The 17,821-nt window shown below is 67.7% G+C and carries 18 protein-coding genes and 1 tRNA gene; 11 read left to right on the top strand and 8 right to left on the bottom strand.

The window, feature by feature from the left end:
• Window positions 1-10: 10 nt before the first annotated feature.
• The 4 genes from OHS03_RS02465 (at window position 11) to OHS03_RS02450 (ending at window position 7,318) form a co-directional block, all read left to right on the top strand.
• Window positions 11-904 (top strand): NADP-dependent oxidoreductase, encoded by an 894-nt coding sequence (locus OHS03_RS02465; RefSeq protein ID WP_328660444.1) that lies wholly within the window; start codon window positions 11-13, stop codon window positions 902-904.
• 149 nt (window positions 905-1,053) lie between these two features.
• A complete protein-coding gene (locus tag OHS03_RS02460; RefSeq protein WP_328660442.1) occupies window positions 1,054-2,721 on the top strand; it encodes a fatty acyl-AMP ligase in 1,668 nt (555 codons plus the stop codon).
• An 11-nt stretch (window positions 2,722-2,732) separates the two neighbouring features.
• The gene (locus OHS03_RS02455; protein ID WP_056821273.1) at window positions 2,733-2,999 is read left to right on the top strand and encodes an acyl carrier protein; all 267 of its coding nucleotides are present in this window, start codon (window positions 2,733-2,735) and stop codon (window positions 2,997-2,999) included.
• Complete coding sequence (locus tag OHS03_RS02450) at window positions 2,996-7,318, top strand: type I polyketide synthase (protein WP_328660440.1); 4,323 nt, start codon at window positions 2,996-2,998, stop codon at window positions 7,316-7,318. The genes OHS03_RS02455 and OHS03_RS02450 overlap by 4 nt, the downstream gene beginning before the upstream one ends.
• A gap of 12 nt (window positions 7,319-7,330) precedes the next feature.
• Here the strand turns inward: OHS03_RS02450 and OHS03_RS02445 are convergent, their stop codons facing one another.
• On the bottom strand, window positions 7,331-8,644 hold the full coding sequence (locus OHS03_RS02445; RefSeq protein ID WP_328660438.1) for a reverse transcriptase family protein: 1,314 nt from the start codon (window positions 8,642-8,644) through the stop codon (window positions 7,331-7,333).
• Between the two features lie 231 nt (window positions 8,645-8,875).
• Between OHS03_RS02445 and OHS03_RS02440 the strand changes: the two genes are divergently transcribed.
• Window positions 8,876-10,021 carry a DUF2254 family protein gene (locus OHS03_RS02440; RefSeq protein ID WP_328660436.1) on the top strand — a complete coding sequence of 382 codons (1,146 nt, stop codon included), beginning with the start codon at window positions 8,876-8,878 and terminating at the stop codon, window positions 10,019-10,021.
• On the opposite strand, the gene OHS03_RS02435 is transcribed toward OHS03_RS02440, so the two are convergent.
• The 5 genes from OHS03_RS02435 to OHS03_RS02415 form a co-directional block, all read right to left on the bottom strand.
• Complete coding sequence (locus OHS03_RS02435; RefSeq protein WP_328660435.1) at window positions 10,016-11,332, bottom strand: diacylglycerol/lipid kinase family protein; 1,317 nt, start codon at window positions 11,330-11,332, stop codon at window positions 10,016-10,018. The genes OHS03_RS02440 and OHS03_RS02435 overlap by 6 nt on opposite strands.
• Before the next feature lie 9 nt (window positions 11,333-11,341).
• Window positions 11,342-11,695 carry an amphi-Trp domain-containing protein gene (locus OHS03_RS02430; protein WP_328660433.1) on the bottom strand — a complete coding sequence of 118 codons (354 nt, stop codon included), beginning with the start codon at window positions 11,693-11,695 and terminating at the stop codon, window positions 11,342-11,344.
• A gap of 104 nt (window positions 11,696-11,799) precedes the next feature.
• On the bottom strand, window positions 11,800-13,434 hold the full coding sequence (locus OHS03_RS02425; protein WP_328660431.1) for a serine/threonine-protein kinase: 1,635 nt from the start codon (window positions 13,432-13,434) through the stop codon (window positions 11,800-11,802).
• A gap of 350 nt (window positions 13,435-13,784) precedes the next feature.
• Complete coding sequence (locus tag OHS03_RS02420; protein ID WP_328660429.1) at window positions 13,785-13,943, bottom strand: hypothetical protein; 159 nt, start codon at window positions 13,941-13,943, stop codon at window positions 13,785-13,787.
• Between the two features lie 432 nt (window positions 13,944-14,375).
• A complete protein-coding gene (locus OHS03_RS02415) occupies window positions 14,376-14,621 on the bottom strand; it encodes a hypothetical protein (protein WP_056821808.1) in 246 nt (81 codons plus the stop codon).
• Window positions 14,622-14,831: 210 nt separating this feature from the next.
• Between OHS03_RS02415 and OHS03_RS02410 the strand changes: the two genes are divergently transcribed.
• A tRNA-Asn gene (locus tag OHS03_RS02410) sits at window positions 14,832-14,904 on the top strand.
• Here the strand turns inward: OHS03_RS02410 and OHS03_RS02405 are convergent.
• Together OHS03_RS02405 and OHS03_RS02400 are read right to left on the bottom strand one after the other, a co-directional pair.
• On the bottom strand, window positions 14,866-15,120 hold the full coding sequence (locus tag OHS03_RS02405) for a helix-turn-helix domain-containing protein (protein ID WP_328664055.1): 255 nt from the start codon (window positions 15,118-15,120) through the stop codon (window positions 14,866-14,868). The two genes, OHS03_RS02410 and OHS03_RS02405, sit on opposite strands and share 39 nt — an antisense overlap.
• Window positions 15,121-15,170: 50 nt before the next feature.
• Complete coding sequence (locus OHS03_RS02400; protein ID WP_328660427.1) at window positions 15,171-15,389, bottom strand: hypothetical protein; 219 nt, start codon at window positions 15,387-15,389, stop codon at window positions 15,171-15,173.
• Between the two features lie 104 nt (window positions 15,390-15,493).
• Here OHS03_RS02400 and OHS03_RS02395 point away from each other — a divergent pair, with 104 nt between their 5' ends.
• Genes OHS03_RS02395 through OHS03_RS02375 form a run of 5 tightly spaced genes read left to right on the top strand, consistent with a single transcriptional unit; the run spans window position 15,494 to window position 17,257 of the window.
• Window positions 15,494-15,724, top strand: a complete 231-nt coding sequence (locus OHS03_RS02395) for a helix-turn-helix domain-containing protein (RefSeq protein WP_328660425.1) — start codon at window positions 15,494-15,496, stop codon at window positions 15,722-15,724.
• A 19-nt stretch (window positions 15,725-15,743) separates the two neighbouring features.
• Window positions 15,744-16,031, top strand: coding sequence for a hypothetical protein (locus tag OHS03_RS02390; RefSeq protein ID WP_328660423.1), 288 nt, complete (start codon window positions 15,744-15,746; stop codon window positions 16,029-16,031).
• 40 nt (window positions 16,032-16,071) lie between these two features.
• Complete coding sequence (locus OHS03_RS02385) at window positions 16,072-16,401, top strand: hypothetical protein (protein WP_328660421.1); 330 nt, start codon at window positions 16,072-16,074, stop codon at window positions 16,399-16,401.
• Window positions 16,398-16,637 (top strand): hypothetical protein, encoded by a 240-nt coding sequence (locus OHS03_RS02380; RefSeq protein WP_328660419.1) that lies wholly within the window; start codon window positions 16,398-16,400, stop codon window positions 16,635-16,637. Before OHS03_RS02385 ends, OHS03_RS02380 begins: the two co-directional genes overlap by 4 nt.
• Window positions 16,634-17,257, top strand: a complete 624-nt coding sequence (locus OHS03_RS02375) for a hypothetical protein (RefSeq protein WP_328660418.1) — start codon at window positions 16,634-16,636, stop codon at window positions 17,255-17,257. Before OHS03_RS02380 ends, OHS03_RS02375 begins: the two co-directional genes overlap by 4 nt.
• Window positions 17,258-17,821 lie beyond the last annotated feature (564 nt).

Here is a 17,821-nt window from a genome sequence, read left to right as displayed (position 1 = left end):
TGTTCGCGGCATGAAGAAGGTGAGCTTCGCCGAGTTCGGCGGTCCGGACGTCCTACAACTCATAGATGCCGAGGAGCCGCACGCAGGCCCCGGCCAGGTACGCATCGCGGTGCGCGCGGCGGGCGTCAACCCGGTCGATTGGAGGCTCCGCGAAGGCCAGGTCCTCGGGGCTCATCCGATCGAATTGCCGGCCGGCGTCGGGCTGGATGCGGCCGGGGTGGTGGACGAGGTCGGCGACGGCGTCGACGGAGTCGAGATCGGCGATCAGGTGTTCGGTGAAGGCTCGAGCACCTACGCGGAGTTCGCCGTACTGTCGGCCTGGTCGCGCATGCCCGAGGGCCTGACCTTCGAAGAAGCCGCCGGATACCCCTCCGTGGTGGAGACCGCACTGCGCGTCATCGGTGAGGTCGGCGTGCGGGGCGGTCAGACGCTGCTGGTCAGCGGCGCGTCCGGGGGCGTCGGATCGGCGGTGCTGCAGATCGCGCGCGAACGCGGCATCGCGGTGATCGGCATCGCCGGGGCCGCGAACCAGGACTATCTGCGGAGCCTGGGTGCCCGCACCACGACATACGGCCAGGGCTGGGTCGAGCGGGTGCGGCAGCTCGGCCCTGTCGACGCGGCCCTCGATCTGGCGGGCTCGGGGGTGATCCGTGAGCTGGTCGAGCTGACCGGGGACCCACAGACGGTTGTCACCATCGCCGATCTCGATGCGCCGAAGCTCGGGGTCAGATTCTCCGGGGTCGCCGGGAGTGTGCCGGACGCACTCGTCGAGGCCGCCGCCCTCATCGCGCAGGGAAAGTTGCGCATCCCGGTCGAGAAGTCGTACCCCCTGTCCGAGGCCGCCGCGGCGCACATCGACAGCCAGGCCGGCCACTCCCGTGGGCGGCGGGTCGTCGTGGTGTGAGGCGCGAGTTCGGCTGCCACACCCAGGGGTGGACAGCGGCCACCCCTGGGTTCGCTGGGTGATACCTGCGGGCACTATCCCCGTCGACACAGAGAGCGGATAGTCATAGTCAACCCCTATGACTTTCTCCCCTGTGAAGGAATGGCGACATGCAGCCCAGTTACGTGCACCACGTCAGGCAGCAAGTTCTCGCCTACGGAGAGACCCGCTCCTACACCTACCTCCGGGAGGCGGGCCGCGAGCTCGTCGAGGAGACCGCCACCTACCGCGACCTCGATCGCGACGCCAGGGCTGTGGCCGCGTGGTTGGCCGCCCGCCCGGAGTCGTCGGAACCCGTCGTTCTGCTCTACCTCGACGGTATGGCCTTCCTGCGGGCCTTCCTCGGCTGCCTCTACGCAGGTGTCATCGCGGTGCCCGCCCCCCTGCCGCACGACGAGCGCAGCACTCGACGCGTCGCGGGCATCATCGCCGATGCCGGCGCCCGCTTGGTTCTCACCACCGCAAACTTCCAGCCGATGGTCGCGGCGGCGACCACCGCCGTCGTCGCGGCGACCGACGAAGAACTCGGCGACCCCGACGCGTGGCAGATGCCCGATATCGACACCGGGACCATCGCGTTCCTGCAGTACACCTCCGGCTCGACCGGCACGCCGAAGGGCGTCGTCGTCACCCAGGGCAACCTGCTGCACAACGAGGCCGCGATCTGCTCCTCGATCGGGATCGACGACGCCTCGACCGGCGTCACCTGGATCCCGCAATTTCACGATATGGGCCTGATCGGATCGCTGCTCGCCTCGATCTACGCCGGCGCGAACCTGGTGTTCATGTCGCCCACCACCTTCCTCAAACGCCCCGTGCGCTGGCTACAGGCGATCGACAAGTACCGCGCGACCTGCACCGCCGCCCCGAACTTCGCCTACGAACTGATCGCCAAGCGCGTCACCGACGAGCAATTGGCCACCCTCGACCTGTCCACCCTCGAGGTGGCGTTGTGCGGCGCCGAGCCGGTCCGCGAACGCACCGTCGCCGCGGTGCGCGAACGATTCGCGAGCGCGGGGTGGCGCCCGACCGCGCTGCTGCCCGCCTACGGCCTGGCCGAGGCCACGCTGCTCGTCACCGCGGGACCGATCGACGCACAGGCTGTCGTCACCGAGGGGACCGACAGCTCGCTGGTCGGTTGCGGACAACCGGCGCGCGGTCTCACCGTCCGCATCGTCGACCCGCAGACGGGGCAGCAGGCCGGCGACGACACCGTCGGCGAGATCTGGGTCCAGGGCGACAGCGTTGCCGCCGGCTACTGGAACCGGCCCGAGGAGACCCGGCACACCTTCGACGCGCATCTCGGCTCCGAAGGGCCGTTCCTGCGCACCGGCGATCTCGGAATGCTGCGCGAGGGCGAACTGTTCGTCACCGGACGGCTCAAGGACCTGATGATCATCAACGGCCGCAACCTCTACCCGCAGGATGTCGAGGAAGCGGTGGAGCAGGTGCACCCCGCGCTGACCACCGGCGTCGCCGTCTCCGTCGAGGCCGGTGGCCGGGAACGACTCGTCGTCGTGCAGGGCATCAAGACAGCGCTGCTGCGCGGTACCACCCTCGCCGAGCTGACCTCGACGATCAAGATCGCGGTCGCCCGCGGTTTCGACGTCCCCGCGCCGAGCGTCGTCCTCATCGAGAGCCGTTCCGTGCACCGCACCACCAGCGGCAAGGTCCAACGGGCCTCGATGCGCGAGGCCTTTCTCGACGACAGCATCTCGACCGTCCTGCACGAAGATCTCGAACCGGCCCTGAGCCGATCATCGACCGCAACCCGCTGAGGAGCCGAAACATGTTCAGCACCATCGACACCCACTCCACGACCGTCCAGGACTGGCTCATCGACCGCGTCGCCGACTACACCGAACGCGCACCGCACCAGGTGGACCCCACGATCCCGCTCGCCGAACTCGGCATGGATTCGGTGTCGGCGGTGGCCCTGTGCGGTGAGATCGAGGACCGCTGGATGCTCGACATCGACCCGACCCTGGTCTTCGAATACCCCACCATCGCGGCCATCGCCACCTACCTCACCGCCGAAATCGCCGTCGCGGCATGACCGACATCGCTGTCGTCGGCCTCGACTGCCGCTTCCCCCACGCCGCCGACCCGGCGCAGTTGTGGCAGCTGCTGATCGAGGGCCGCGACGCGATCTCCGAGGTCCCCTCTAGCCGCTGGAATGCCGACGACTTCCACGACCCGGCAGGCGCACCCGGCACCATCAACACCCGCAGCGGCGGATTCATCGACGACGCCGACGCGTTCGACGCGGAATTCTTCGGCATCACCACCCACGAAGCCGAGTCGATGGACCCGCAACAACGCCTGCTCCTGCAGGCCACCTGGCGAGCCTTCGAGGACGCCACGCTCGATCCCCGCGCGCAAGCCGGCTCCCGGACCGGGGTCTACGTCGGGGTGATGGCCAACGAATGGGCCAACCTGCAGATGAGCGACTACGCCGCGATCACGCCGCAGCACGGATCCGGCAACGGATATTTCATGACCGCGAACCGGCTGTCCTATCAGTTCGACCTCGCGGGGCCGAGTATCGCTGTCGACACGGCATGCTCCTCCTCACTGGTCGCGGTCCATCTCGCGTGCAACGCCCTGGCGGCGGGCGATTGCGACCAGGCTGTCGCCGGTGGCGTCAATCTCGTGCTGACCCCGGCGGTCGGCGTGTTCTATACCCAGGCAGGTCTTTCGGCCCCGGACGCGCGGTGCAAACCGTTCAGCGGCAACGCCGACGGGATCGTGCGCGGGGAAGGCGTCGCGGTACTCGTCCTGCGACGCCTGGCCGATGCCGAGGCCGAGGGGCTGCCGATCTACGCGGTGATCAAAGGCAGCGCGGTCAATTCCGACGGGCGCAGCAACGGCATCACCGCGCCGAACCGGTGGGCCCAGCAGAAGGTGATCGGCGAGACGTATCAGCGGGCCGGCGTCCAACCCGATGACATCGACTTCATCGAGGCGCACGGCACCGGAACAGTTCTCGGCGACATGATCGAGGTCAAGGCGCTCGGCACGCTGCACGCGAGCAACCGGGCGCGACCCTGCGCAATCGGATCCATCAAGGGCAACCTCGGCCACACCGAGGGGGCCGCCGGTGTCGCCGGACTCATCAAGGCTGTCCTCAGCCTGCATCACGGAGTGGTCCCGCCGTCGAGATTCGCCGACCAGGAGAATCCGCGCCTACAGATGACACAGCAGGGCCTGCGTCTGCTCGCCGACCCGATGCCTCTCGACGGACCCGCGCACTGCGGTGTGAGCAGCTTCGGCCTCGGCGGCACGAACGTGCACATGGTGCTGGCGAGTGCCCGCACCACCGAGACACCCACGACAGCCGGGGCGGGGGTGCTCACACTCTCGTCGGACAGCGAAGACGGCCTGCGGCGCAATGCGCTTCGGATGTCCGAGGAGTTGAAGTCACTGCGGCACAACCACTTCGACCAGCTCTGCTGGACGAGCAATCAGGTGAAGTCGTCGGGCCGCCACCGGCTCGCCGTCGTCGCCCACGATCGCGACGAGGCGATCGCACAGCTGAGCGCCGGTCCGCTGTCCGGTGTCGCGCGGCCGACCCGCATCGGCTGGATGTTCACCGGCCAGGGGTCCCAATTCCCCGGCATGGGACGCACGCTGCACGAGGCGAGCCGCGGGTTCCGACAGGCGCTCGACCTGGTCGATGCCGCTATGGCCCCCTATCTCGGCCGCTCGATCCGGGAGCTGCTGCTCGACGAGCACGCCGACGTCGACCCCACCGCGCTCGCCCAACCGGCGATCTTCGCCATGGAATACGCCATCGCCAAGACCCTTGCCGACCTGGGCATTCGGCCCGCCTGGTTGATCGGGCACAGCATCGGCGAATTCGCGGCCGCCGCCGTAGCCGGTGTGTTCGATCTCGACGACGCCTGCAAACTGGTCACCGCGCGCGGTCGGCTGATGCAACGTCTGCCGACGGGTGGCGCGATGCTGGCCGTCCGCGCCACCACCGAGCGGATCGCCGACCTGCTCGCCGCCGAACCCGCTGTGGTGCTCGCCGCCGTCAACGGCCCGGAGGATCTCGTCCTCTCCGGCGAGGCCGAGGCGCTGTCCCGCATCAGCTCGGCACTGCGCGCGCGTTCGGTGATCGCGAAGCCGCTCACCGTGTCGCACGCGTTCCACAGTCCGCTGATGGCGCCGATGCTGGCCGAGTTCGAAGCCGTCGCCAGTACCTGCGCCTACCGCGTCGCCGCCCTGCCGATCTACTCGACCGTGCACGGCCGAGCTCTCGGCCCCGACGAGGTGATGGATGCCGAATACTGGACCGAACACGTCCGCGCCACAGTCCGTTTCGGCGATGCCGTGCACGCCGCGCTCGACACGGACCCGACCCATCTCGTCGAGATCGGACCGCGCCGCGTACTCGCCGCGTCGGTGCGCAGGATCGATCCCGAGCTCGGCGCGCGCTACCTGTCTCCGAGTCCCGGCCCGAGCGCGACCGGCGACGAACTCGCCGCCACCGTGGCCGCGCTCTACTGCGACGGTCTCGACCCCGAATGGAACGAACTCTACGAACCCGGGCAGCGTGTCCGTCGGCGCCTGCCGGTGTACGAGTTCTCTGTCGCGCACCGATTCTGGGTGGAACCACCCGCTGTCAGCGAGATCGGCGCCTCGGCATTCGATCCGAAATCCCTACCGGCGCAAGCACAGACCGAGGCAACCATGATCGATCCACTGATCGCGCTCTTCCGTGAACAGAACGCCGTGCTGGCAAGTCTGCTGGCAGCTCCTGCCGAGGGACGTGTCCCGGATATCGACATCGGTACCGCGCGCGGTGCTCTCGCGCCGGACGCGGTCGCGGGGATCGTCCGCGCGGAACTGGCCAGGGTGAGCGGGTTTCCCGCCGACCGGCTGCACGACGCCCGAACACTCGGTGACGGACTGGGATTCGACTCGCTCATGCTCACCGACCTGTTCGCCGGTCTGGCCCGCCAACTCCCCGGTACGACCATCGATCCGACCCTCATCACGGGGGAAACGACGCTGGGCGACGTCATCGCCCACTTCACCGGTCAACTCACCGATTCGCCCGCCGAGCCGAACACGCCTGTCGCCCCGCGCACCCACCCGCCCGAAACCGTCTCCCCCGCAACCGAAGCCAGGCCGACCACCGTCGAACCCGAATATCTGATATCCGACTTCGCCGAGGTGCGAGCCATCGCCGACCGGCTCGCGGGCGCCGAAGCGCTCGGCCTGTCCAATCCGTACTTCCTGATCAACGACGGCGTCACCAGGGATACCTCGTTCATCGACGGCACCCGGGTGGTCAACTTCGCCAGCTACAACTACCTGGGAATGTCGGGCCATCCCGCGGTCGTCGCTGCCGTCCAGGACGCCGTGGCTCGCTATGGCAGCTCGGTCTCGGCCAGCCGCCTGCTCTCCGGTGAGAAGCCGATCCATCGCGAACTCGAGGCCGAACTGGCCGCCCTGCTCGGCACCGAGGACGCGATCGCGCTGGTCGGCGGCCACTCGACGAACGTGACGATCATCGGCCATCTCGTCGGGCCCCGCGATCTGGTGATTCACGACAGCCTGGCCCACGACAGCATCTTGCAGGGCTGCCAACTGTCCGGCGCGACCCGCAGACCGTTCCCCCACAACGACCACGCCGCGCTCGACGCGTTGCTGACCGAAATCCGTCATCAGTACCGCCGGGTGCTGATCCTCATCGAAGGCGTCTACAGCCAGGACGGCGACATCCCCGATCTGCCCGCGATCATCGAGATCAAGAAGAAGCACCGGGCGCTGCTGATGATCGATGAGGCGCACAGCGTCGGGGTGCTCGGCGAGACCGGCGGTGGCATCGGCGAATACTTCGATGTCGACCGCCGCGACGTCGAACTGTGGTCCGGCACGATGTCGAAAGCGCTCGCGGGCTGCGGCGGCTATGTGGCGGGCAGCGCGGACCTGGTCCGGTTCCTGAAGTACACCACCCCCGGCTTCGTGTACAGCGTCGGAATGACGCCGATGAACGCCGCCGCCTCCCTGGCCGCGATGCGCCTGTTGCGGGCCGACCGCGAGCCACTCGACCGCCTGCGAAGCAACTCCGAACTCTTTCTGCGCCTTGCCCGCGAGGCGGATATCGATACCGGCGACAGCCTCGATACCCCGATCATCCCGTGCATTGTCGGCGACTCGATGCGGACGCTGAAACTGTCCACGGCGTTGCTGCGCCGCGGGATCAACGTCAACCCGATCATCTATCCGGCCGTCCCGGAAGACCTGGCCCGACTCCGCTTCTTCGTCACGGCCTGCCACACCGAAGAGCAGATCCGCGAGACCGTCACTGCCCTCGCCGAAGAACTCACCCGGATTTCCGCGCCCGATCTCGTCGACCACTAGGTCCCGTGCCGGTCAGCCGGTCCAGTCGACTCGCTCGGCCATGGCGAGGAGTTTGTCGCGGCGGTGCGGGCTCGTCTCGCCGATCCAGGAGATCAACCCGTAGACGTGAGCGCGAAAGTCGTTGTGTTCGTTGCGGTTCTGTGCGGAAGCGCCGGTGCGCAGGCAATTGTGCAGCAGGGCGCGGACCGCGTCGTAGCGGTCGCGGGGTGCGGCCGGACGGTCGTTGACGACCAGACCGGCCAGCACCTGTCGCTGGTGGGCGCGACGGATCAGGGTCTTGCCGGTGTGCACGGTGAAGCCCTCGTCGCCCGCGATTCGGGTCACCGTCCAGATCAGCCGGGCGGTGTCGAGGTCGGCGTCGCCCGAGAGGGCGAGGTCGTCGGCGTAGCGGGTGTAGGTCAGGCCGTGACGGTTCGCGTAGCCGGTCAGGCGGCGGTCGAGCCCACGCGCGACGAGGTTGGCCAGGCGGGGCGAGGTCGGGGCACCCTGAGGTAGGTGGCGGGTACCGAGCAAGGTGCGCTGGGAGTAGTCGAGTCCTCGCAGTTCGGCCACCGGTGACGCGGTGGTGCACAGCTCGGCGAGGACGCGGGCAACCACGGTGGAATAGCCGCAAGCCGCGAACACCGCGCGCACCCGCGCTACCGCGATCGTCGGAAAGAAGTCACGGAGATCCTGTCTGATCACCACGGCGGCTCCGGCATGGGGAGTGGCGAAAGTCGCGGCGTTGCAGCCCTTCTCGAAGCCGTGGCACGCGGGGTCGACGGGAATACCCGCGAGAACCCGATGCAGGATCCGTCGCTGGATCTCGCGCAATCGCACCTTCGGCGCCTCGACCAATCGCACCCCGATCGCCTTCGGCAACCGCCGATATCGGTAGTGCGACAAGGGCTGCGACGCGCGCCGCAACCAGCCGCCCCGATCGGCGAACCAGTCGAGCTCGGCCGGCGTCACATTCAGCAGCAGGGCCAGCGCGGCAAGATCCGGGATCTCGACCGCGCCGAATCGCATCGGCACCACTATGGGATCGAGAGCGACGACGGTCGTCGGCAGCTTCGGCAGGTCGACCAGTACCCGGCGCAGCGTGTTCACCGGATCGACCGGCTCGACCGGGATGAGGTCGATCACCCGTCCCGCGATCTCCTGTGCCGGACCTGGCTCGATCACATCGGCGAATGCCTCAGCCAGTGGCGACAGACCCCAGTCGTCGTCGAGCAACTCGAACGAGCGCGCCAGCCGCACAGCCAGCTCGAGCCCGATCGCCCGGCTCATCGGCATGCGACGGTGGCGGGGCGACCAGAATCCTTCGTCCGCGGTGCTGCGAGGCACGCGAAGCGTGCGCCCTTGCTCCGGACGCTGAGCCCAACTGACAAGACGCTCCCAGGGGTTACCCCTGAGGTGGGTCGACCCGACCCGCTCTCGCCCCGCCACCGTCGCACCGGGCCACTGTAGCCACAACAGCGCGGAGGGGGTCATCCGTTTCGGGTGAGTCGATCCCGATGGTCGATGTGTGACCATCGCAGAGTCCGCATTGTCCTTCTGTGCCGACAGGAGCTGAGAGTGCGCGCCAGGATAATCCGCACCCGCCGCCTGCGAGCCGGCCTGTCCCAGCTCGCCTTCATGCTCGTCGGGCTCGGGATGGGACTTGTCGTCCCGAGAATCGACTCGGGACCGCGCGCGCCGAGCGCCCAGGTGGCGGGCGCGCTGCTCTCGATCGGGATCGGCCTACTCGGCGCGGTTGCGCTCATCTTCTCGATGCTTTTCCTGGTGGTGCAGTGGGTGGCCACCACTTTCACACCCCGGTTGATGCTGTTCCGCGACGACCCGATCGTCTGGCGGACCTTCGGCTTCGCCCTCGGATTGGTCGCCTTCTGTGTGACCGCCGCCATCGCCATCGGCAGAAATCCCGAGGTATCGGTATTCGTACCGATCTTGGCGATGCTGCTGTTGCTCTTGCTGATCGAGCAGTTGCGGACCCTGCAGTTGAGAGCCTTCTCCGCTATTCAATTGGCGCCCGCGCTCGGCACGATCGCCGACCGCGGGCGCATCGTGCTCGACGCCGTGTACACCGGGCACCACCTCGAATCGCAGTCCCTGCCGCCGTCACCGACGACGATCGTCTGGCAGCGACCCCCCGTGGTGCTGCAGCGGGTCGACGTGCCCCGGCTGATCGATGCCGCTACAGCCGCGAACGCGGTCATCGTCCTGCGTGCGACTCCCGGCGCCACACTGCATCACGGCAGTCCCGTGGCGGACGTACACGGCGGCGAACTGTCCGCCACGACCGTGCTTCGAAGGCTCGTCGTCGGCGACGAACGGATTTTCGACCAGGATCCGCTGCTCGCGTTTCGACTGCTGTCCGATATCGCGCTCCGTGCTCTGTCCCCGGCGGTGAACGACCCGGCGACTGCTGTACAGGCCTTCGACGAATTGGAAGATCTGCTCGGCTGGGTGGCCGCGAGACGTCTGGAACCGACGCGTCACACCGACCACGACGGCGTCGAAAGACTCGTCGTTCATCGGCCCGGATGGGAGGAATTCCTGCGGACGAGCGTCGACGACATCGCGTTCGTCGTCAGCTCGCCGATGGTCGTCACAGGTCTGCGCGACGCGCTACGGCGAGTACGCGAGCGAGCCCTGCCCGAGCACACCGCACAGCTCGACAGGCGATTGGCTCTGCTCGACGACAAGGTGGCCGCGCTATGACCCGGAGCGAGCCGTTCGCCACAGTCGGGCCCAGTCGAAGGCCGCGGCGGGCGGACGCACTCCGGGTCGGTTCCTCGGTACTCGCACTCGCAATGCCGCCGGTCGGATGGTGCACCGCACCGGAGTGTCGAGCAGCAAGGATTCGCCGTCGACGCCTGCCGGAATCTCGGGGGCGTCCGCGTCGACGGTCAGCTCGATCGCCGTTGCCTGCGCCAGGCCACGAAGGCGAGTTCGGCGCAGCAGACCGACCGCGTCCCTGGTGCTGGTGACCGACAGCGTGACCGCGCCGAGCACACCGCGATCGAGACGGACACGACGGCTCAGTCCCGCCAGATCGTTGCTGCCGTACGGGTTGTTGCTCACCAGAATGGCCTGCGGTCCCTCCACCGTGATCTCACCGATCCGGGCGACCAGTCTCGGGCCGCTGTGCCCGTTGAGCAGATCGGGCAGCAGCGCCAGCACCGTCGCGGTCTTGTCATCTCGGTAAGCCGGACTGCGCACGATCTCCGCGTACACCCCGAACGAGGCGTTGTTGACGAAGGGACGCCCGTTGACGATGCCGAGGTCGACGCGCAACTCCACACCGTCGCGCAGCGCGTCGAGTGACCGGGTGGGATCGGCGCGATCGAGTCCGAGGTCCATGGCGAAGTGATTGCGGGTTCCGGCGCTGATCACCAGGAACGGCAGATCGTGTTCGACGGCCACCGCCGCGACCAGCGCCTGGGTCCCGTCGCCGCCCGCGACCCCGAGCAGATCGGCCCCCTCCGCGACCGCTCGTTGGGCCAACGCGGTGACGTCGATTTCCTCCGGCCCTTCGAGGAGAACGACTCGGGCGCCCAACTCTTCGGCTTTGCGCACGAGGTCGAACTTCGACACTTTCCCGCCACCGGAGCGCGGATTCATGATCAGGAACGGACGCTGTGCCGGTGCAATGGAGTATTCGGGCATCGTCGTGTCCGCGCCGCTGCCGCGCAGGGCGATGCGAGCGGCGACGACCGTCACCAGCGCGAGCACGCCGGAGACCAGAACGACCCACAGCAGATTCGCCCGCACGAACGAGACCACGACGACGATCGGCGCGAGCAGTGCGACGCCGAGAGCGATCCATCGCAGTATTCCGAACCGGGTGACAAACGAGTAGAGCGCCGCCACCGCGACCACGACGCCGCCGGTGCCCACGATGAGCAGCGCCATGGCGCCGAGGACGCCCGCGGCGAGCACGGGCACCACCGCCGCCGCGGCGGCGCAGACGAATGCCAGCCGCGCCCACCAGCGTCGGGCGTGGCTACCGGTGGTGTCGGTGTTGGTCATGGAGGCGGATCACTTGGCGGTCGTTTTGCGCGCCCTGGGGCGGCGCGCGGTCTTGGCCGGTGCCGACTTCGGTGCCGCCGACTTCGTTACCGACTTCGGTGCCGACTTCGGTGCCGCGGCGGCCGATGCGGTGGCGGGATCGTCACGCCAGCTGATCTCGATTTCGATTTCGGTCTCGTCGCCGTCGACTTCGATCTCGAATTCCCATCGAACCCGGTCGGCGACAACGATCTCGATCGAGTCGCCACCGGTCTCGAATTCCACTTCGGAACCGTGGGCGATAGCTCGGCCGATCGTGATGAGCCGCTCGCCTACCTCTTTGCGGGAGAGCTCGGATTTCCTCTTGATCTCCAACTTCGGCACGGCAACTCCTGACTGGATTCAGCGTGGATGTCTATTCACGCTAGCCGCGTCGGCGAGTCGGACGGATCACCCTTTTCGGATGAGCTGCGCCTGCCACCGGACGCTCAACCTGCCCGGTCGATGCGGGACACGCAGAATCCGTTCGCGGCATGGTCGAGAGTGAGATCGACCGCTGACGTCACACCGTCGGCGCTGGTCACCGGCGCACTGACGGTCACGACCGAGCCCGTGGAGCTACGGATCGTGAGTGCCTTGTCCTCGAAGCGCCGCACTCCGGACAGGGTGTCGCCCGGCTGGGCGCCGTTGCACAGCAGCGGGTAGTCCGGTTCTCTGTCGGCCGGGTTCACGGGGTCACCGACGACTCGGCTCAGATAGCGCTCGGCGGTATAGCGGGCTTGCTCCTCGGTGGGCCGGGTCGCCGATCGGTCGCTGACGATCGGGCAGCCGTAGCCGGACCGCAACTCGCTGGGACGCAAGCTGACGTGCAGCGCGTCGTTCTCCCAATACGGTCCGAACTGGCCGAGGACGCCGGGCCGACGCACAGCATCGACGATCTGCTCGACATCGCCGTACATCCCGGGGATCTCGGCGGGTGACTGGGTCCAGCACTTGCGGATCAGCACGCTCATATCCCCGGCGAGAACATCGTCGAGCCAGGGACGCAGAACCGTCGCCGCCTTCGGACTGCCCGGGACCGCACCGATCTGCGCGACCGGCGTAGTCATCGGCGCGTCCGATCCGCCCCGATCCTTGGCGGTGAGCACGGCGAACGCGGTCACCCCGGCCACCACCGCCGCGCCGCCCACCCCGAGCAGGACCTTCCTCGTCAGCGAGGTGCCGGAAGCACGCGAGAGTCGCGTTTCTCGCTGCAGCACAGCGGTATCCCCCATCACCGGCCTGCCGGTGAGGGCGGCGATCGCCGCGTCGGCGAGCTCGCCACAGCTGGCGTACCGGTCGTCCGGGTTCTTCGCCATCGCCCGCGCGATCACCGCGTCCATGGCCTGCGGCAGCGCCGGATTACCGGCCGACGGGCGCGGCGGCGGTTCGATCAGATGCGCGCTGATCAACGCGGCCGGACTCTCCCGCCGGAACGGAACGAACCCGGTGAGCAGCTCGTAGAGGGTGCCGCCGAGTGCGTACACATCGGTGCGCACATCGAGCGGATGCCCCTCCAGCTGTTCGGGCGCCGCGTAGGCGAGCGTGCCGAGCACCGATCCCACGGAGGTCAGACTGGTCGTCTCCCCCATACTTCGAGCGATCCCGAAATCGGTGACCAGTACCTCGTCGGTGCCGTCGTCGGCACGCGCGATCAGCAGGTTGGCCGGTTTGATATCGCGATGCAGCAGTCCCTGCCGATGCGCGTAGTCCAGCCCCGCGGCCGCCTCGGCGACGATGCGAACCGCCCGCTCCGGCGTGAGCACCGACAACCCGTGCCGCAGCAGCTGCGCCGCGTCGAGCCCGTCCACGAACTGCATCGCGATCCACAACCGGTCACCATCGACCCCCCGATCGAAGATCTGCACAACATTCGGATGCCGCAGCCGCGCAGCCAGATCGGCCTCACGCTCGAACCGCGCCCGAAACGTCGGCTCCACCGCCAGCCGCGCGTCGAGCACCTTCAGCGCGTCCTTGCGCGGCAGCCGCGGATGCTGGGCCAGATACACCGCCCCCATCCCCCCACCGCCGACCCTGCGCTCGATGCGATACCCCGCGAGGATCGCCCCAGGCCCGAACTCCATCACCGCTCCTTCGCGTCACGACCACCCACGTGACTGCGATCAGGCTATCCGCCGAGGCCCACGACTGCCGGAAGTCGATTCGCCTGCGCCGACGAGCGCCACCCGCAGTGGATGACCCTCGGCGTCAGATCTCCGCGCGCTCGCCCCATTTCGCCATCCAGCTCGCGTTCTCCAGCGAGATGGTGTTCTCGCAGTCCGCGACCCGGCGAAGGACGGGTGGACGCTGATGGCCGGACAGTGCGGCTATACGGGGTGAACGCGCGCGATGTCGTCACCGCGCGGCCACGGCTCATCGATATCGGCGCCGAGCCGTACACCTACCACAGTGCGCTCCGCGCGTAGCTGGCCGGTCAGGTGAGGTCTGGGTCTTCGACAGCGGCGGCCAGGAAGGTCGGCAGGTGGTTGCCGGGGACCGTCTCGACGGGCTCCGTACTTACGTCGCTGTGATTCTGGGCGCTGAACAATGACACCGTCGCGGTGCCGATAGCGTTCATGTGCGGATCGGTCATGACCATTCCCCCGTGTATCGGTTTGTCTGAGCTGTAGTTTCGCCGAGCCTAGTGGAGTGACTCCCCCGCAGTTGACACCCACCGACGACACAGCCGCAACCCGCCTACTCGCGGACTACCGCCGAGTGGCCGGATCCACCGACACGATCGCCGAAATCGGCAACCGCCTGCAGAACTCCCCCGAGGTCATCACGGTGCTCACGCAATGGCTCACTCGAAACCCGGTGGCCGGGCCCCGAGACCCAAGGCCGGGAACTCGCGCGACTCTGCCTGGCAAACGCACTGAACCGCAAGGAATCTCGTGAAACCACGGCGCTGATCAGACAGTTCGACCATTAGGCGTGCGGAAACAGGTCGAGCCGTTCCTGACGTCGAAGTTCTCTTGGTGTCGACGCTACCCGGCCACCAGATCCGACATCTGCCCGAGTGAGCTCAGCGGCGCAGCTGGTTGTGCGGGATCAGCACCGTGGTGCGCTCGTCGATCGGCTCCATCGGCTCCAGCTTCGGCTGGGTGCTCAACTTGTCCGACAGCTTCTGCCGGCTCACCGACACCAGCTTCCTGGTCACCGGACTACCCGCGACCGCTCGCGAGGCCGCAGTGATCTGTTCGTAGCGCGCCCGACCGGCCTTCGTACCAAGCACATAACCGGCCGCTACGCCGATGATCAACCGCAGCATCTCCTGGAGCTCCTCCCACGTCTGTGTGCGGGTCCATCCTGCCCCAGCCGCCCCACCCCTGTCGATCCGGCCACAGTTCGACAGCACATCGTTATACGCCGCATGTCCGCAGGTAGCGCCCCGATTTGGGTTCCCGCGACACGATGCGCTAAAGTTTCATCTCGGTCAGCCCGCCAAGGCAGACCGCCTGAGTCTAACCACCCAGGGCAATCCCCTATAGCTCAATTGGCAGAGCAGCCGACTGTTAATCGGCAGGTTTCTGGTTCGAGTCCAGATGGGGGAGCAAGGAATTCGTGTCAGGCCCTTCGTCCGCTGGACGGGGGGCCTGACCCGTTTCCAACCATTCGAGATTTACGCCGGTCGCCATCGACCACGCCATCAGCGTGGTGCGCCGTGGCTGAGTTGACCCGGACTCTGCGCGCTGAACGGTGCTGGTCGTAACGCCGAGGCTGCGCGCAAACTCCCCCTGCGTCTGGTTCACGAACTGGCGGGCGATCATCAGCCGCTGATGAATCTTGATTTCCGGCACGACGCCGACTATGACACTGGTCATTTCCCCTGCTGCCCCTCTCGCTCGCCGGCGGGCTCATCGAGCCGTACCCGCTGACTTTTGGGCACGGTCCCGGCGCGGTGCCGGAACATCTCATCGCGGCCCATGTCGGTCTTCCCTGCGTGCTTCGCAAGGAAACGCTTTCGCGCACGGGCGGATTCGTTGGTGCCCGCCCCTACGCCGTTGTTGACCAGGTGGTCACCACTGTGGTCCTTCATGCGCTAACTATAGCAACGGATGCGGTAGTTGCGGCAAGGCAACTCGAAAACCAGATCTGCGTATGTGCTTGCTTAGAAGCTGTAATTAAGGCATTCTGAGCCCCATGGCAATAGATGCTTCAACTACAGCATTACTCTCGGCGGGCCAGGCCGCCGAGATGCTTGGCGTGCACCAAACCACCGTTGTTCGCTGGGCACAGAAAGGCCAGGTCCCGGTTGTCGGCAAGCTGCCGGGCGAGACCGGGTCGTACGTGTTCGACCGGGAAGCCGTACAGCAGTTTCTCGACGACCGCGATGCCGCCCAGGCCGCCCAGACGGAGCGAGCAGCGTCATGACCGCCGTCGCCGGTGCTCGATGCTGACCACGGTGTCGTTCGTCGCGTGGCTGGTCCTGTTCCTCGGCTTCGTGGTGGTGCTCGTCTCGATGAAGCGCGCGCACGGACGTCTACAGCGCGACATGCGCCAGTTCCACTCGGCGACCCGTCGGCTGGACTCCGCGGCCGCCGCCACCGCCGCCGAGGTACCCGCCACGGTGACCCCGCTCCGCGGCCGCCGCACTCACCGTGTGCGCCCCCTGCATGAGCTCGACTACGCCGAGCAAACAGCACGGGTGCGCCGTGACCCGCGCGGCGAAACCCACTGACCCGGATAGCAACCGCCGCTCACACCCCGAAAGGGATTCCATGCTGACCTACTCGCAAGCCACCCAGCGCTCCCTACGTGCTGTCCTACTCGCGATCGTGTGCGGGTTCGCTGTGATCGCCGCTACCCGCGTGCAGCTCGCCGCGGGATACTCCACCCCGCTCGCGTTCGACATGGTCGTGTGGACCGCCATGTTCATGGTCGCGATGACGGCGGCCGCCGGTGCTGGGGTGTGCGTATGGATGCGTGTATCGGACCTGGTCGCGCTGCGCCGGTACCGGCTGCACATGACCACCGACCCCGACACTGAGCCGCTGATGATCGCTGTCCGGATGACCGGCGGCCGCCACCGGACCGAGGCCGGGCAGTGACCCGCATCGCGCCGCGCTCGACGTGGCTCACGCTGACCAGTCCCACGGCCAGGGCGGCCGCCCCGTTGACGCTGCTCGCCGGGTGGGTCGGGTTCCTCAGCGGCTGGATCGATGTCGGAGCGTTCCTCGCCGTGAGCCTGTGGGCGATCCTGCTGGGTGTTGCCGTGGCGGTCGCGCACCTGTACCTGTTCGCACGGCGTGCGGTGATCCAACTGGCACGGAGGTGGCGCGCGTGACGGACACACACGAGCTCGGGTGGATCGGCGAGCACGCCCCACCCGCCGAGGAGATGGAGCGCGCGGTCGACTACGCGTTGACCGCCCATGACGAGTGGGACTCGCTGTTCCACTTCATGCTCCTGGTCCGCGACCCCGAGACCGGCCGCGTGTTTCCGCGATCGATCGCCGCGATCGTGCCTACCTACCCGCCCGAGCAGTACCCCACGCTACTGGCGAAGCTCATGCCGGACATGCTCGCCCAGGCGCTCGCGGAACCGGGCCCCCCGGTCGTGGCGTGCCTGTTCCAAGTCGAGGGCTACCGGCTCGAGCTCGACGCCGATCACCCGCTGCTGCCCGAAGAACAGGACGCGATCGAGCGCGGCGAAGTTCACGCGTTGCCGCACCGCATCGAGGCCGCAACGGTTTTCGCCTGCGATGTCGCCGGGCGCACCTGGTCGGCGATCAAGCGCCGCGGGATCAACGGCGACGACGACACGGTGATTTCGGCCGCTGATCCCGACTCGACGGCGATCAACGATCCGTTCGTGCCCGCGCTGCGCCGGTGCGCGGATCTGATCGCGCCCGCCTATCTCGCCGCTCAGCGCTCGCACTGGGCACGACCCAAGGGGAGGGGGTGATTCCTGTGTTCGATCTCGACGTATGCGCGTGGGTGCGTTCTCTGCTGCACCTGACCCCCCAGCCGATCCCCTACGAGACGCCGACCGGGTTCTGGTCGCAGCCTTGGTGATCGCCTGAGTTTCCTCACCGCGGGATGGCTCCCGTGCTCGCGGTGAGGCGTCCGAGGGGGTGGCCCCGCGAGCCGCCCGAAAGCGGCTGGAAGGCCCAGTTTCCGGGCCACCCCCTCGGCTCCCAACCTCGCTCGTACCGGAGCGAGTGTAGCGAGCAAGAACCCCCGGCACGGTATCGGCCGACCGGGGGCAACCAGCGAACAGAAATAACCACTACGACCAGGAAGTATACCCATGAAACGCGAATCACACTACCGCGCAACGGGATTCACGAACCGGTCGGTCGGTACCGCGCTGTGATGCGCCCCGCCACCGCTCCCGCCCACTGCCGTACCGGCCGCATGGCCGCATCGAGCCGGGCCGCACCCCGGCACTGACACCCCCAGGAGGCCCCAGTGCGCGCAGTGATCGCCGGTCCCGACGGCCCTGAGCCGCCGCCGGTGAGAGTGAAAC

It is taken from the genome of Nocardia salmonicida, from assembly GCF_036142455.1.
In the GTDB taxonomy this organism is placed as follows: domain Bacteria; phylum Actinomycetota; class Actinomycetes; order Mycobacteriales; family Mycobacteriaceae; genus Nocardia; species Nocardia salmonicida.
Note: the sequence above shows the minus strand (reverse complement) of the source record. Positions and strands in the feature narration are given on the sequence as shown.